This window comes from Chryseobacterium sp. 2VB (genome assembly GCF_005503635.1).
Lineage (GTDB): Bacteria > Bacteroidota > Bacteroidia > Flavobacteriales > Weeksellaceae > Chryseobacterium > Chryseobacterium cupriresistens.
On record NZ_SCNC01000001.1, the window covers coordinates 42,408 to 57,106 of the forward strand.

The following is a 14,699-nucleotide window of genomic DNA, read 5'->3' on the forward strand; positions in this document are numbered from 1 at the left end:
ACTTATCTTTTCCATTGATAAAAGTAGGAAAAAAATAGTAATTTATTAAGGTTTCATGTCGTACATTAACAAGGCTGTAATTAATTTTGGCTCAATAAATGTACATTTTGGAGGCATGCTTAATTTTAAGTCTGAAATTTTAATCATATCATTAAAACTTACAGGATAAATTCCAAAGCCGACTTTGCCTTCGCCATTGTCTACTTTTTCTTTTAAAAGATTGATTCCGTTGATATTGGATGTTCCTTTCACATAAGAAATAAGCTCAGAGCTGTCCGGATCTTCAATTTTAAGGATATTTTTGAAAATATATTTGTCCAAAAGGTGGTGATCCAGGTTATCCAGAGACATTTCTTTGGAACGGAGATCGTGCTTTACGTGAAGAGAGTAGAATTTCCCATCCATATACATTGAGATATGGAATTTCTGAGAAGGGTAGTACGATGTTTCTCCTTTTTCGTGAATCAGGAAATATTTTTCAAGTTCCTTCAGGAAATCTTCCGGAGAAATACCATTCAGATCGTGTAAGATTCTGTTGTAGTCGTGAATCTTTATTGACTGGTTGGAAACAATGAAACTATACACAAAGTTGTAAAGCTCTGTACCATTATGTTTCTTGTTTTTCTCCTTATGGTATTTGGCGTTCATTGCTGTAGAACCAATTCTGTGGTGCCCATCGGCAATGTAGAACGAATCTATCTGATCAATCACTTCTTTAAACTGCTGAAGTTTCAGACGATTGTCTATTCTCCAGATTTTATGTCTGATACCCATAGAATCCACATGGTTGAAGATAGGAACATTTTTTTCTTCATGATTCATCAGCAATTCAATTTTTGAATTGGCAGGGTAGGTAAGAAGTACAGGTTCTGCCTGCAGATTTACTTTTTCAAGGTAGTGAGCCAGTTTCTCCTTTTTCTGCGGGATGGTACTTTCATGTCTTTTGATTTTTCCATTCCAGAAATCTTCGATACTTGCCAATCCCAGAAGTCCTCTGAACATCTGTTTGTTGGGATAGATCTGCTCATAAAGATAGTAGGACGAATTGTCCTGGACCAATTTCTTTTCTTCCAGAAGTTCTTCAAATGTAGAACGGATCTTTCGCAGGTTCCGGTCAATATCTTTAGATTTACTTACAACATAGGGTTTAATCATATTGATGTAAGTATTTTCAACTTGAGCTTTCTCCGCAATCTCTTCCTGGGTGAAATTATCCAGTGGATGGGTAGGGAAAGTACTCTCAAAGTCTCTATGAGGTCTTATTCCACGGAAAGGTTTAAAAACAGGCATATTTATCTTATAGTTTCTTTTTGTAGCTTAATAATTTGTTCTGCAAGTTCGATACCGATTTTTTCCTGCGCATCCACTGTATTGCCTCCTACATGAGGGGAAAGTGATAATGCAGGATTCATCAGTAAAGGCAGTTCCGGATTGGGTTCGTTTTCAAAAACATCCAGTGCCGCTCCGGCTACTTTTCCCGACTCGATAAAATCGATAAGTGCCACTTCATTGATGACACCGCCTCTTGCAGTATTTACAATATAGACTCCATCTTTCATTTTTTCAAACTGAGGGGTGTCTATAATATACTCATTCGTTTTCGGCGTATTGATACTGATGAAGTCTGCATCTTTAAGGAATGCATCCATATCATTGGTGGAAGTGATTTCAAAGTTCACAGACTGTCCGTTGAAGAAGTTCAATGTAAGAACTTCTGTTTTCGGGCTTCTGGTCAGAACAGTTACTTTCATTCCTAAAGCGATTCCTATTTTTACAACTTCCTGGCCAATACTTCCAAAGCCGATTACTCCTAATGTTTTTCCTGAAAGTTCATACGCATTACTGAAAGACTTTTTCATGGCGTTGAAATGAGTTTCTCCTTCCAGAGGCATCAGTCTGTTGGATTCGTGAAGGAATCTTGCCAGTGAAATAAAGTGGCCAAAAACAAGTTCTGCCACTGATTTTGAGGATGCTGTGGGGGTGTTGATTACTTTAATACCTTTACTTCTGGCATATTCCACATCAATATTATCCATTCCGATACCGCCTCTTCCAATGATTTTAAGGCCGGGGCACGCATCAATCAGATCCTGTCTCACTTTCGTTGCACTTCTTACCAGAAGAACATCCACATTATTATCGTTGATAAAATTAATAACGTGATCCTGAGCCACTCTATTGTCCAGAATTTCAATTCCGGCTTCTTTTAAAGTGTGTTCTCCTGCTTTTGAAATTCCGTCGTTTGCTAAAACTTTCATGAATTATTTGATTTAAAGATTGAAAGAATTGCCATTTCAACATTTTAAAACTGGGGCGCAAATTAATAAATTTTAATGAACTGCCTTTAATTCTTTCAATCTTTGAATTTTTTACTATTTAATTTATTTGAAAGACTTCATTACATCTACCAAAACCTGTACGCTTTCAATAGGCAGAGCGTTGTATAAACTTGCTCTGTAACCGCCAAGACTTCTGTGTCCGTTTAAGCCGCTGATCCCTGCTGCTTTCCATGCATTGTCAAATTCTTCTTTCTTGCTTTCATCTGTAATTTTGAAAGAAACATTCATTAGCGAACGGTCTTCTTTTACGCAGAAAGTTTCAAATAACGGGTTGCTGTCGATTTCATCATATAAAAGCTTAGCTTTAGCTTCATTTCTTTGTTCTGCAGCAGCGATTCCTCCGTTTCTTTCAAGATACTGAAGGGTAAGCAAAGAGGCATATACAGGAAATACCGGTGGCGTATTGTACATGGATTCCTTAGCAATGTGCTGGGAATAATCCAGAATAGAGAACATATTTTCTCTTCCTGTTTTACCAAGAATTTCTTTTTTAATAACCACTAAAGTAACTCCTGCAGGTCCCATATTCTTCTGAGCACCGGCATAGATCAGATCAAATTTTGAAAAATCCAGCTGTCTTGAGAAAATATCAGAACTCATATCACATACCATCAGCGTATCCACTTCAGGGAAAGATTTCATTTGAGTTCCGTAGATGGTATTGTTGGAAGTACAGTGAAAATAATCGTATTCTGAACCAACAGTATAGTCTTTAGGAATAAAAGAATAATTTTCTTCTTTTGAAGAACCTACCACATCTACCGTTCCTACTTTTTTAGCTTCTTTGATGGCTCCTGCTGCCCATGTTCCTGTATCCAGGTAAGCGGCTTTTCCACCTACTTTCATCAGGTTGTAAGGAACCATTGCAAACTGCAGGCTAGCTCCGCCTCCTAAATAAAGTACCTCATAATCATCACCAAGATTCATCAATCTTTTTACAATGGCACGCGCTTCGTCCATTACCGCAACGAAATCCTTGCTTCTGTGAGAAATTTCAAGAAGAGACAATCCGATGCCGTTAAAGTCAAGGATAGCCTGTGCTGATTTTTCAAATACCTCCTGTGGTAAAATACATGGTCCTGCGCTGAAGTTGTGCTTTTTGTTCATATTTTTATTTTTTGGGTGCTTTGGGATTTCAATATCCTTCAGCTTTATTTTGATTTATTGGATTTTGGGTCAAAAAAACCGCCTCACGGAAATGAGACGGAATTTTTTATTCGCCGTGTAAGAATGCTTTTTTATTAAGAAGAGCTTCTTCAGACTCTACATGATCTTCATCTGGCACACAGCAGTCTACCGGACATACCGCTGCACACTGAGGTTCTTCGTGGAATCCTTTACATTCTGTACATTTATCTGTTACAATGAAATAGACATCATCACTTACAGGTTCCTGTGGTGCATTGGCATCTACAGTAAGTCCGGACGGCAGAGTAATTGTACCTTGAAGAGCCGTACCGTCAGAAGCTTTCCAATCTACAGCTCCTTCATATATTGCATTGTTTGGGCATTCAGGTTCACAAGCCCCACAGTTAATGCATTCATCAGTTATTTTAATAGCCATCGCTAATTTTTTTTAAATTTGCACAAAATTACAAAATTTTACCCAATTTTACAGTAATTATGAATACCGAAAATCAAGTTTTAGGACTTATTAAATTAAGTGATTATATAAAAGCGTTTTTAGCGAAGAAACCGGAAGATCACAATGAAGATGATTCTGATATTGAATTATTGTTGAAAAGGTCAGAAATAGAGAATCCGTGGTTTACTATTGATAATCAGAAATTTGCTTTACAGCAATGGACAGATCTTCTGACTGAAGAAAACATCAAAAACTGGCTTGGAAATTATTCAATCTCTAAAATTTCAAAAAGAGTTGGACTTATTTTAGCAGGAAATATCCCTTTAGTAGGGTTTCATGATGTGATTTCTGTAATTCTGGCCAACCATATTCCTGTCATTAAGCTGTCTTCAAAAGATAAGTATATGATTCCGTTTTTATTGAAGAAATGGAATGAGTTTTCCAATGAAAATGTAGCTTTTGAGTTTGTTGAAAAATTAGAAAATTTTGATGCCGTTATTGCAACAGGAAGTAATAATACAGCGAGATATCTGGAATATTATTTCAAGAATCATTTAAATATCATCCGTAAAAACAGGACTTCAATTGCTGTTTTGAAGGGTGATGAGACAGATGAAGAGCTGCAGCTTTTAGCAAAAGATATTTTCCAGTATTTCGGATTGGGGTGCAGAAATGTAACGAGAATTTTTATTCCGCAGGATTTTGTGATTGACAGGCTGTTTGAGAACTTCTTAGGATTCCAGGATATTATCAATCATAACAAATATGCCAACAATTATGATTATAACAGAGCGGTTTATCTTTTAAATCAGGATAAATTCTGGGATAATAATTTTGTGATGCTGAAAGAGGATGATAAACTGTTCAGTCCGCTTTCTGTAATTAATTTCAGCAGATATGAATCGCTGAATGATGTGAAAAGCTTTATTGCAGAAAATGAAGAAAATATTCAGTGCGTTGTGGCAAAAGAAGAGTTGGAAATGAATGCGATTCCTTTTGGTGAAGCGCAAAATCCGGGACTTGATACTTATGCTGATAATGTAGATACAATGAAATTTTTAGAACTGGTCTGATTTTCGTATCTTCCATCACTTATTTCACCAGAACAAAAATGAATACTATGAAAAAATTATTGCTGGGACTTGCTCTTGTGGGGGCACAGCTGGTTTTTGCGCAGAAAGTAACAGGTGCAAAGGTTGAAAACAGTCCCAAAAAAGAACAGCAGGCTTCCATAAGTAAGGAAAAGATCAGTTTATATAATGATAATTTCCAGAAGTTCGTTGTAGCTTTGCAGGCTTCAGATCGGAAGGCTATTGATGGATTGATTTCTGAGAAGGTAAAGGAAATCGTGACGGATGATGTTCTTAAGAAGGTCAAAGATGATATTGATCCCAACAAAAAACTTGAAGTCTTAAAGGCCGGATATTATAAAACAATGGACGGAATCAATCATCCGAGTATTAAATACAAATATGCAGAAGAATCTTCCAGAGAAGTTATTACCGCTGTATTTGAGGATGACGGAAAAATTCTTGGGGTATTGCCCTCGAAATAAGACTTAATTTTATTTTCGATTAACAAAAAAATATTAACTATGATGACAGATGTTTTAGTCGCTCATTCTTCGGACTTGGAGAAGGCGAATTTTTACAAGAAGACGTATTTGCATGTTGCTTTATCGATTCTTGCATTTATTGGAGTGGAAACGATATTATTAAAAACGGTTCCGGTAGAATTGATTGCGATGATGTTTGGTCAGAGATATATCTGGCTATTGATTATCGGGGTTTTCTGGCTGGCTTCTGTTTTGGCTTCTAAATGGTCGCTTTCACAAAGCAAATCTACCCAATATTTAGGACTAGGATTTTATATTCTGCTGGAAGCCATTATCTTTATGCCTCTGCTATTTATTGCAACAAATATTGAAGGTGGAGCGAATGTGATCTTCCAGGCTGCTACGTTAACTGTTGCTATGTTTGCAGGTATTTCTGCAGTAGCATTCACTTCTAAAAGAGATTTTTCTTTCTTAAGAAATATCATTGTAATCGGTGGATTTATTTCCATCGGACTGATTGTAGGAGGAATGATCTTTGGTTTTAACCTTGGACTGTGGTTTTCGGTAGGAATGGTAATTTTAGCATCAGCTACTATTCTATATCAGACAAGCAAATTAAAAGATTCCTATGGAACGAATCAGTATGTAGGTGCAGCATTACAGCTTTTTGCTTCGATTATGCTGTTATTCTGGTATATTCTAAGCATTCTGATGAGCAGAAGAAACTAATTAATAGATCTTATCTTTTAAAATATAGTCCCGGTGATTTTTCATCGGGATTTCTTTTTTTATGTAAACACAAAATTTAAACACAAAGTTCACAAATGTTTTCACGAATAAACACAATTTACTAATATCAATAGGAACGGGCTTTAGCCCGTTTTACTTTAAATAAATCTTTTCCAACGGCTTCAGCCGAAACTTCTAATAATATTTAAATATATTTTGCCCACAGATTCCACAGATTAACACGGATGCTTGCGTATCTCTATTTGTGTTATTCGTGAAATCGCTCGTGTTATTCGTGCTGTAAACCAAAAACAAAAAAAATCCTGATGAAAATATCACCGGGATTTTAATGGGTTATTCTTTACAATTTTTCATACAACTTCCAGCTTCATGTGACCGGTTAAAGTCCTTTGAAGTACATTTTAAGTTGAAATAAAAAGATTCTTAAAGAATAGAAAAAGTATAGTAATGAGGAAAACCTCAGGTATTGTGTAGTTTGTGTTTTTACATTCTTTTGGTTAAAAATAACCGAAAGATGTTATTTGTCAATTGATCCCAAAACCTTCTGAGCAAAAGAGTTTAATGCATCTTTTTCACTCATTCCGTTTTGTACATTCGCGTGAACTTCTAAAGCTCCGCAGATATTGGTAATCAATTCTCCTGCAACATTCAGATCTTCTTCACTTGTTCCTCTGAACTCGCAGAAACTTTCCAGTACTTCTAATGTTTTTTCAAGATTTTCAGGAGTCTGATTCTGATAAAACTGTCTGATTACGGGTAATTTCATTATGCTAATTCGTTAAAAAGGTTAATTAAACTTTCTGCCTGGTTAGACTGAACCTGGTTCACCAGTTCTCCGTTTTTAAAGATGGCGAAAGTAGGTAAGTTATCTACTTTTGCTAATTTTCTGCTTTCAGGAAGCTTTTCTGCATCTACATATAAAAATGGAATAGAATCATTTTCAGAGGCTAATTTTTTGAATTTCGGCTTCATGATTCTGCAGTTTCCGCACCATGTTGCGCCATATTGAACGACTACTTTTTCGTTTTCGTTAACTATATTCTGTAATGTATCTTCGGTTAATTCTGTGTACATAAGTTTATTTTTAAAAAAATAAACAATGTAACAATCTAAAAAATTGACCAATCTAACAATTCAAGAAATGACTTTTCAAATTGTTATACTGTTAGATTGTTACATTGTTATATTTAAATTAAGATATTAATTTTTTGCTAAGTATTCTGCTGTAGAAGTTCTGTCAGCTTTCATTGCTTCTTTTCCTTCTTCCCAGTTTGCAGGACATACTTCACCATGTTTCTGTACGTGAGTGTAAGCGTCGATTAATCTTAAGAATTCTTTTACGTTTCTTCCCAAAGGCATATCGTTTACCGCTTCGTGGAAAATTTTTCCGGTTTCGTCGATAAGGTAAGTTGCTCTGTAAGTTACGTTAGAACCTGTGAAAACTTCGTTTCCATCTTCATCATATTCAAAATCCTGATCAACAATTCCCAAAGTGTTAGCCAATTGTCTGTGCGTATCGGCTAAAAGCGGGTAAGTTACTCCTTCAATTCCTCCGTTATCTTTTGGAGTGTTCAACCAAGCGAAGTGTACTTCGTTGGTATCACAAGAAGCACCGATTACTTTAGTATTTCTTTTTTCGAACTCACCTAAAGCTTCCTGGAAAGCGTGAAGCTCAGTAGGACATACGAAAGTGAAATCTTTAGGGTACCAGAATAAAAGAACTTTTTGCTGGTTGTTTACTGCTTCATCAAGGATGTTGATTCTTAAATCGTCACCCATCTCAGACATTGCGTCAATTGTTAAATTTGGGAATTTTTTTCCTACTAAAGACATAATTTTTCTGTTTTTATATTTAAATTTCTTATGCAAATATATGAAAGATTCATCTATCGAACAAACGAAAGTTGATAAATAAAATCTATAATTGTTTTTGGCATGTTGTTAAATAAAAAAGCCCTGTTTAACAGGACTTTTTGTTTATTTTAATAACCAAATATTTCAGTTAAATTAAGTTTTTTTACTTCGCCTAATTTCTGCATATCAGCCTCTTTCACTTTGTCCTGAGAAGCGACAAGACAGTAGGTGTAGTTTTTATTCTTCATCTCTTTATCGTGGAAAGAATTGATATCTGTGAAAGACAGTTTTGGAGCCTGTTCATACACATTCTTTCTCATATCATAGTTGTTTCCAAGCTTTTGAGATTTCAGATAAGAGAAGATGATTCCGTCCTGTGTGATTCTTTCAGAGGCAATAGATTTTTTCAATCCGCTTTTCGCTGTTTCGAATAACTGCTCAGATTTCGGAAGGGTAGTCAGGAGCTCATTCATGGCTGTTGTAGACTCATTGAATTTGTCTGCCTGTGTTCCTACATAGGCCATGATCATATCTTTGTCTGTTTTCTTGCTTGGAAGGGCAAAGTAAGAATAAGTGGAGTAGGCAAGCGCCTTAGATTCTCTGATGGTCTGGAAAACAATAGATCCCATTCCTCCTCCAAAATAGTTGTTGAATAAACTTACCGTTGGAGTAGCAGATGGATTGTATTGGTCAGAATTTCTTACCCAGAAGATTTCAGCCTGCACCATGTCATAATGGGCAAACAATACTTTGTTCTTGTCTGTCGGGATCTGTGCAAAAGTTTTAGACTTAGGCAAATCTTTCAGGGTTGCAGGAAGTTTGTGGACAGGTTTCAAAGCTGCTACCACCTCATTTCCTGATTTTGGACCGTAATACAGTACTTTGTGCTTGAAATTGAACAGATCATGAAGAACATTAATTAAGTCTTCTGCTTTCAATGCATCAAGCTCAGCATCGCTCAGTACATTGTTGAAAGGGTTTTGAGGACCGTATTGAGCGTAACTTCTCAATCCTGACATAATTACTCCTTTATTCTGTTTTGCGTTCGCTCTCGCTTTCTTCAACCTAACTTTGTAAGCATCAAGAGCTGCCTGGTCTGCCTGACAGTTTTTGATTAAATCTTCAAATAAAGAAATGGTTTTGTCAAAGTTTTCATTTAAACCTTCCAGTGATACGTAAGTTTCCTCGTTTCCTGCACTTACATTGAAGCTTGACGCAAGTTTATAGAATTCTTTACTGATGACTTCAGAAGACTTGTCTTTTGTTCCTAAGTACTGAAGATATTCCGCTGCCAATGGAAGGATTTTGTTGTTCCATTTTCCTGAATCAAAGTGATAATACATTCTGAACAGCGCATTGTCTGTATTTTTTACAGAAAGTACATCCACATCAGCTAATTTGTTTTTAGCGATATCTTTGTCATAATTCAACCATACCGGAGCGATAGGGTTTTCAGGCATCTCGTCGATTTTTTTAAGGAAAGGAGACTGGTCTTCCCTGTTAACGGAAACCGGAGTAATCGTTGGTTTGTCAACTTTTACAATGCTCTTGTCTTCGCCTTTTCTTTTGTAAACTGCAACGTAGTTATTGTTCTGAAGATACTTGGATACGAAATCCATGATATCTTTTTTCGTCAGTTTTGAAATTTCGTCCACATATTCCAGCGATGTTTTGTGGTCAACGTCCGAAGTAAACTCATCCATCAGAATACTTGCTCTGGTTGAGTATTTTTCATCTTTTTGAATGATCCCTTTCTTTTCGTTGTTAACGATAGACTGAATCAGGTCGTCAGAAAACTCGCCCTTTCTCAGTTTGTCAATTTCCTGAAGAAGAAGATTCTTTACTTCATCCAGAGACTGCCCTTCAGTGGGTTTACCCTGTAAAAGTAAAACGGAATAATCTTTCAATGCATAAGAACCAGCGTATGCACCCAGTAATTTCTGTTTTTTTACCAGATCAAGATCGATCAGCCCTGCCTGTCCGTTGGTAAGCATATTTCCAATAAGGTTCAGCATTCTGGCGTCTTTTGTAGAAGCTCCCGGAAATCTGAAACCAAGCATTACGTTTTCAGGATTCGGTCCTACCACTTCTTTTACAATCGGAGCAGTGATCGGTTTTTCCTGTCCAACTTTATATTCAGGGATTGCTTTAGGCTTCATATAAGAGAAAGCCTTGTCAATTTTTGCAATCACTTCATCCGGATTAAAATCTCCGGACATGATGATTCCCATGTTATTGGGAACATAATAATTGTTATAATATTCTCTGATAGCATGCAGAGAAGGGTTTTTCAGGTGTTCAATCGTTCCGATGGTCGTTTGCTTTCCATAATTGTTGTTAGGGAAAAGGTTGGCAAACATCGTATCGAAAACCTTATCTCCGTCATCATCAAGAGATCTGTTTTTTTCTTCGTATACGGCCTCAAGCTCTGTGTGGAAAAGTCTCAGAACCGGTTCCCTGAATCGTTCAGCCTGTACCGCAAGGAATTTGTCAAGAACATTCGCAGGTACATCTTCCGTGTACACCGTTTGTTCAAAAGAAGTGAAGGCATTGGTGCCATCAGCTCCCATACCGGCCATCATTTTATCATATTCATTGGCGATTGCAAATTTTGCTGCTTCTCCTGAAACCCTGTCAATTTCTTTGTAGATTTCTTTTCTTTTGGCTTCGTCCTTAGTCTGGTTATACTTTTCGTAAAGAGCATCAATCTGATCTAAAAGAGGCTTTTCTTTTGCCCAGTCTTTAGATCCGAACTGATTCGTTCCTTTGAAAAGCATATGCTCCAGATAATGGGCAAGACCGGTGTGGTCTGCAGGATCTGTTTTACTTCCTGCTTTTGTGGCAATATACGTCTGGATTCTCGGATCCTTGTTGGTAGGACTTAAAATAACCGTTAATCCGTTTTTCAAAGTGTAATACCTTGCAGAAGTAGGGTCATTGGTTACGTACCTGTACTTGTAGCCGTTCGAGGTAGCTTCTTTCCACTGGAAATCCTGGCCAAAAGCATATCCGGCAAAACTTGCAGCGGCAATACTTGTAGCGATGGTTAGTTTTTTTAACAGATTCATTGCTGTCGTTTTATTTGGGGTTATTAGTTTTTTGTTAATTGAATTTCTCTAACAAGTCTTTAATTCGTTTCATAGCCTCTCTCAGCTCTTCCTCAGAAGCGGCATAAGAGAATCTGATACATTCCGGACTTCCGAAAGAGAATCCGCCTACACATCCAACATGGGCATTTTCCAGAAGGAACATGGCAAAGTCGTCAGAATTTTTAATTTCTGTTCCATCTAGGGTTTTTCCGATATAATACGAAATATCAGGGAAGAAATAGAAGGCTGCCTTTGGAAGGACCACTTTGAATCCCGGGATTTCTTTGATCAGTTCATAGACAAGATCTCTTCTTTTTTTGAAGGCATCAATCATGTATCTGTATTCGGAAGGATCTGCTTTCAGGGCAACGATAGACGCTCTCTGGGCTACCGTATTGGCCCCGCTGGTCATCTGTCCCTGTACTTTTTCACAAGCTTTTGCCAGCCATTCAGGACATGCTGAATACCCGATTCTCCATCCTGTCATAGCGAAAGCCTTTGACATTCCGTTGATTACGGCTGTCTGTTCATAGACTTCAGGAAACTGGGCAATCGAAGTGGTATTGGTTTCATAATTGATGTATTCATAAATCTCATCAGAAATTATCGTTATCTGAGGGTATTTGGCAATTACTTTGGCGATCGATTTTAATTCATCATACGTATAATATCCTCCTGACGGATTACATGGCGAGCTGAAAAGTACCGCTTTGGTTTTTTCTGTAATAGCTTCTTCAAGCTGTTCAGCAGTCACTTTGAAATCGGTAACATACGAGGTAGGAAGTATTACAGAAGTTCCGCCCATCATTTTGACCATTTCATCATAGCTTACCCAGTAAGGTGCAGGAAGCAGAACTTCGTCACCATCATTGATGATAGCAGCCAAAACATTGATAATAGCCTGCTTAGCTCCGTTGGAAACACAGATCTGGGAAGGTTTGTATTCCAGATTATTATCCCTTTTTAATTTATAAGCAATAGCCTCACGCAGTTCCAGAAATCCAGGAACCGGAGAATAGTGGCTGTAGTTTTGATTAATGGCATCGAATGCTGCCTGTTTGATATTGTCCGGAACATCGAAATCCGGCTCGCCAAGAGTTAAACTGATCACATCTATTCCGCTGGCTTTCATTTCTCTGGCTTTGTTTGACATGACAAATGTCTGTGAGTATCCTAATTTTTTTACTCTATCTGAAAGTTTATCCATCTATTTTTTGAATTTTAACAAATATATAATAAAAACGTGGTGTGGAGGTAATAAAAATAAGGGTGTTTTAAAGATTTTTATCAGGTTTTTGTCAAATTGTCTTTTGGGTTATAAAAAAGTTTTATTTTGAAGTAAGAGATTGATTTCAATCTTATTTTAGCCAAAAAACAGTAATTCAAAATAAATTATTGTAGGGAATAATTTTGCAGCGTAGGTTTTGTATCTTTAAACAATCTAATACCGCTTCTATGAAATATTCCGTCTTTTTATTACTCGTTTCATGTTATCTTTTCTCTCAAAAACATTCAAAAGATAATGAAGTGAAAAAATATGTCTCGCAGGTGAATGAAGATTCATTAAAATCATATATCGGAAAGTTGGTAAGCTTTGGAACCCGGCATACCTTAAGTTCAACAGATGACCCAGAGCGTGGAATAGGTGCGGCAAGGAACTGGGTGATCAGAAAATTCAATGATTATGCCAAAAATTCGGGTGGAAGAATGGAAGTGTATCTGCAGCAGGAAGACATTCAGCCGGATGGAAAGCGAATTGATAAAATAGTAAATCTCGGAAACGTTGTTGCTTTTCTGAAAGGAACAGATCCGAATGACAAAAGAATTTTCCTGATCGGAGGACATCTTGACTCAAGAGTGACTGATGTGATGAACAGAACTTCCGCAGCACCGGGAGCTAATGACGACGGCAGCGGAGTAAGTGCTGTCATAGAATCGGCCAGAATACTGAGTCAGTCTTCGTTTCCGGCTTCAATTATTTTTGTAGCATTTTCCGGTGAAGAACAGTCGTTGTTGGGATCTAAACAGTTGGCTGAAAAAATGAAAAGAGAAAATCTGCAGCTGGAAGCGGTTCTTAATAATGATATGATCGGCAATCCAAAAGCAGGAGAAACAGGAGAGATCAATACCCGTATTCTTCGTGTATTCAGTGAAGGCCTGCCTTACAAAGATCTGGATAAAAAAGCGATGACGATCAGAAATCTTGGTTTTGAAAACGACAGTGAATCCAGACAGCTGGCCCGTTATATCAAAGAAGTTACGGAAGAATATGTGAAAGGGCTGGAGATCAAACTGATCTACAGAAATGACAGATTTCTGCGCGGAGGAGATCACACCAGTTTTGTGAATAATGGATTTCCTTCTGTAAGACTGACCGAGTATTATGAAAACTACGACCATCAGCATCAGGATATTAGAGTTGAAAACAATAAGCAGTACGGTGATCTTCCTGAATTTATCGATTTTAAATATCTGAAAAAGAATGTTGCGGCCAATATTGCTGTTCTTGCCAATATTGCAAAATCTCCTTCAAAACCGGAGAAAGTTGAAATGGATGTAAAAGAGCTGACAAATTCAACAACTTTACATTGGGAAAAGCCAAAATCCGGAATCCCCGCAGGATACTATGTGCTGGCAAGGGAAACAGACAGTGCGGTGTGGCAGAAAAAGATCTTCACCACAGGACTTTCTATGAAGATTCCGCTTTCTAAAGACAATTATATTTTCGCTGTACAGAGCGTGAGCCCGTCAGGAAACCTGAGTGTCCCTGTTATACCAGGAATTGCAAAGTGATGGATTGTGCTGAAAACCAGAATTTACATCAGGACCAGGGAAAGTAGATTTGAATACAAGAGAAATAAAACTTATTTTTGCGGTTTATAATAATTCACATGTCTGCATCGTTACTATTAAAATATTTCCCGGATCTTACTGAAAAACAGAAAGAACAGTTCTCCAAATTGGAAAATCTGTACAATGAATGGAATGAAAAGATCAATGTGATTTCCAGAAAAGATATGGAATCACTGTATGAAAAGCACATTCTGCACTCGTTGGGAATTGCAAAAGTGATGGAATTCGCACCGGGAACCAAAGTTTTGGATATCGGAACCGGAGGTGGTTTTCCGGGGATTCCTTTGGCGATCCTTTTTCCTGAAGTAGAATTCACCCTGATTGATTCTATTGGGAAGAAAATCAATGTAGTACAGGCTGTAGCAGATGGAGTAGGATTAACCAATGTAAAGGCTATCCATGGAAGAGCAGAAAAGCTGAAAGAAAAATTCCACTTTGTAGTCAGCAGAGCAGTAACCCAGATGCCGGAATTTTTAAGATGGCTGAAAGGGAAATTTGAAAAAGAACAGTTTAATCCTAAACACAACGGAATTTTATATTTAAAAGGCGGTGATCTTGCTGAAGAGCTTGCCGGAATTAAATGTGAAATATTCAATCTTAAACACTATTTTGATGAAGAATTTTTTGATACCAAGAAAGTAGTTTATGTATCAAAAGGTAATTTTAATTCCTGA

Annotated in this window: 14 protein-coding genes; 5 read left to right on the forward strand and 9 right to left on the reverse strand. The window is 37.2% G+C overall.

The features are described 5' to 3' along the window. Positions 1-45: 45 nt before the first annotated feature. The 4 genes from FFS26_RS00215 to FFS26_RS00230 form a co-directional block, all read right to left on the reverse strand. Complete coding sequence (locus FFS26_RS00215; protein WP_137903953.1) at positions 46-1,290, reverse strand: DUF1015 domain-containing protein; 1,245 nt, start codon at positions 1,288-1,290, stop codon at positions 46-48. A 2-nt stretch (positions 1,291-1,292) separates the two neighbouring features. Continuing rightward, positions 1,293-2,258: a D-2-hydroxyacid dehydrogenase gene (locus FFS26_RS00220; protein WP_137903954.1), complete on the reverse strand. Its 966-nt coding sequence runs from the start codon at positions 2,256-2,258 to the stop codon at positions 1,293-1,295. Positions 2,259-2,381: 123 nt separating this feature from the next. Then, complete coding sequence (gene serC, locus FFS26_RS00225; RefSeq protein WP_110008633.1) at positions 2,382-3,446, reverse strand: 3-phosphoserine/phosphohydroxythreonine transaminase; 1,065 nt, start codon at positions 3,444-3,446, stop codon at positions 2,382-2,384. Between the two features lie 106 nt (positions 3,447-3,552). Beyond that, positions 3,553-3,903 (reverse strand): 4Fe-4S binding protein, encoded by a 351-nt coding sequence (locus FFS26_RS00230; RefSeq protein ID WP_002980006.1) that lies wholly within the window; start codon positions 3,901-3,903, stop codon positions 3,553-3,555. A gap of 59 nt (positions 3,904-3,962) precedes the next feature. Between FFS26_RS00230 and FFS26_RS00235 the strand changes: the two genes are divergently transcribed. Genes FFS26_RS00235 through FFS26_RS00245 form a run of 3 tightly spaced genes read left to right on the forward strand, consistent with a single transcriptional unit; the run spans position 3,963 to position 6,208 of the window. Next, positions 3,963-4,997 carry an acyl-CoA reductase gene (locus FFS26_RS00235; RefSeq protein ID WP_137903955.1) on the forward strand — a complete coding sequence of 345 codons (1,035 nt, stop codon included), beginning with the start codon at positions 3,963-3,965 and terminating at the stop codon, positions 4,995-4,997. A gap of 47 nt (positions 4,998-5,044) precedes the next feature. Next, complete coding sequence (locus tag FFS26_RS00240; protein ID WP_228406440.1) at positions 5,045-5,479, forward strand: peptidylprolyl isomerase; 435 nt, start codon at positions 5,045-5,047, stop codon at positions 5,477-5,479. Positions 5,480-5,518: 39 nt separating this feature from the next. Beyond that, complete coding sequence (locus FFS26_RS00245; protein WP_137903956.1) at positions 5,519-6,208, forward strand: Bax inhibitor-1 family protein; 690 nt, start codon at positions 5,519-5,521, stop codon at positions 6,206-6,208. Positions 6,209-6,746: 538 nt separating this feature from the next. Here the strand turns inward: FFS26_RS00245 and FFS26_RS00250 are convergent. The 5 genes from FFS26_RS00250 to FFS26_RS00270 form a co-directional block, all read right to left on the reverse strand. Further along, entirely contained in the window at positions 6,747-6,995 is a 249-nt protein-coding gene (locus tag FFS26_RS00250) for a DUF6952 family protein (RefSeq protein WP_002980002.1), read from the reverse strand. After that, the gene (locus FFS26_RS00255; RefSeq protein WP_062670320.1) at positions 6,995-7,303 is read right to left on the reverse strand and encodes a thioredoxin family protein; all 309 of its coding nucleotides are present in this window, start codon (positions 7,301-7,303) and stop codon (positions 6,995-6,997) included. The genes FFS26_RS00250 and FFS26_RS00255 overlap by 1 nt, the downstream gene beginning before the upstream one ends. A gap of 126 nt (positions 7,304-7,429) precedes the next feature. Beyond that, positions 7,430-8,062 carry a peroxiredoxin gene (locus FFS26_RS00260; RefSeq protein ID WP_002980000.1) on the reverse strand — a complete coding sequence of 211 codons (633 nt, stop codon included), beginning with the start codon at positions 8,060-8,062 and terminating at the stop codon, positions 7,430-7,432. Between the two features lie 149 nt (positions 8,063-8,211). Beyond that, positions 8,212-11,151 carry a M16 family metallopeptidase gene (locus FFS26_RS00265; RefSeq protein WP_137903957.1) on the reverse strand — a complete coding sequence of 980 codons (2,940 nt, stop codon included), beginning with the start codon at positions 11,149-11,151 and terminating at the stop codon, positions 8,212-8,214. Positions 11,152-11,185: 34 nt separating this feature from the next. Beyond that, positions 11,186-12,379: a pyridoxal phosphate-dependent aminotransferase gene (locus FFS26_RS00270; RefSeq protein ID WP_137903958.1), complete on the reverse strand. Its 1,194-nt coding sequence runs from the start codon at positions 12,377-12,379 to the stop codon at positions 11,186-11,188. A gap of 248 nt (positions 12,380-12,627) precedes the next feature. Here FFS26_RS00270 and FFS26_RS00275 point away from each other — a divergent pair, with 248 nt between their 5' ends. Together FFS26_RS00275 and rsmG are read left to right on the forward strand one after the other, a co-directional pair. Beyond that, the gene (locus FFS26_RS00275) at positions 12,628-13,965 is read left to right on the forward strand and encodes a M20/M25/M40 family metallo-hydrolase (RefSeq protein WP_137903959.1); all 1,338 of its coding nucleotides are present in this window, start codon (positions 12,628-12,630) and stop codon (positions 13,963-13,965) included. 98 nt (positions 13,966-14,063) lie between these two features. Next, a complete protein-coding gene (gene rsmG, locus FFS26_RS00280) occupies positions 14,064-14,699 on the forward strand; it encodes a 16S rRNA (guanine(527)-N(7))-methyltransferase RsmG (protein ID WP_137903960.1) in 636 nt (211 codons plus the stop codon).

Bases quoted from the DNA above. Each gene is read 5' to 3' on its own strand.
- FFS26_RS00215 (WP_137903953.1), bottom strand. From the start codon at position 1,290: ATGCCTGTTTTTAAACCTTTCCGTGGAATAAGACCTCATAGAGACTTT.
- FFS26_RS00220 (WP_137903954.1), bottom strand. From the start codon at position 2,258: ATGAAAGTTTTAGCAAACGACGGAATTTCAAAAGCAGGAGAACACACT.
- serC (WP_110008633.1), bottom strand. From the start codon at position 3,446: ATGAACAAAAAGCACAACTTCAGCGCAGGACCATGTATTTTACCACAG.
- FFS26_RS00230 (WP_002980006.1), bottom strand. From the start codon at position 3,903: ATGGCTATTAAAATAACTGATGAATGCATTAACTGTGGGGCTTGTGAA.
- FFS26_RS00235 (WP_137903955.1), top strand. From the start codon at position 3,963: ATGAATACCGAAAATCAAGTTTTAGGACTTATTAAATTAAGTGATTAT.
- FFS26_RS00240 (WP_228406440.1), top strand. From the start codon at position 5,045: ATGAAAAAATTATTGCTGGGACTTGCTCTTGTGGGGGCACAGCTGGTT.
- FFS26_RS00245 (WP_137903956.1), top strand. From the start codon at position 5,519: ATGATGACAGATGTTTTAGTCGCTCATTCTTCGGACTTGGAGAAGGCG.
- FFS26_RS00250 (WP_002980002.1), bottom strand. From the start codon at position 6,995: ATGAAATTACCCGTAATCAGACAGTTTTATCAGAATCAGACTCCTGAA.
- FFS26_RS00255 (WP_062670320.1), bottom strand. From the start codon at position 7,303: ATGTACACAGAATTAACCGAAGATACATTACAGAATATAGTTAACGAA.
- FFS26_RS00260 (WP_002980000.1), bottom strand. From the start codon at position 8,062: ATGTCTTTAGTAGGAAAAAAATTCCCAAATTTAACAATTGACGCAATG.
- FFS26_RS00265 (WP_137903957.1), bottom strand. From the start codon at position 11,151: ATGAATCTGTTAAAAAAACTAACCATCGCTACAAGTATTGCCGCTGCA.
- FFS26_RS00270 (WP_137903958.1), bottom strand. From the start codon at position 12,379: ATGGATAAACTTTCAGATAGAGTAAAAAAATTAGGATACTCACAGACA.
- FFS26_RS00275 (WP_137903959.1), top strand. From the start codon at position 12,628: ATGAAATATTCCGTCTTTTTATTACTCGTTTCATGTTATCTTTTCTCT.
- rsmG (WP_137903960.1), top strand. From the start codon at position 14,064: ATGTCTGCATCGTTACTATTAAAATATTTCCCGGATCTTACTGAAAAA.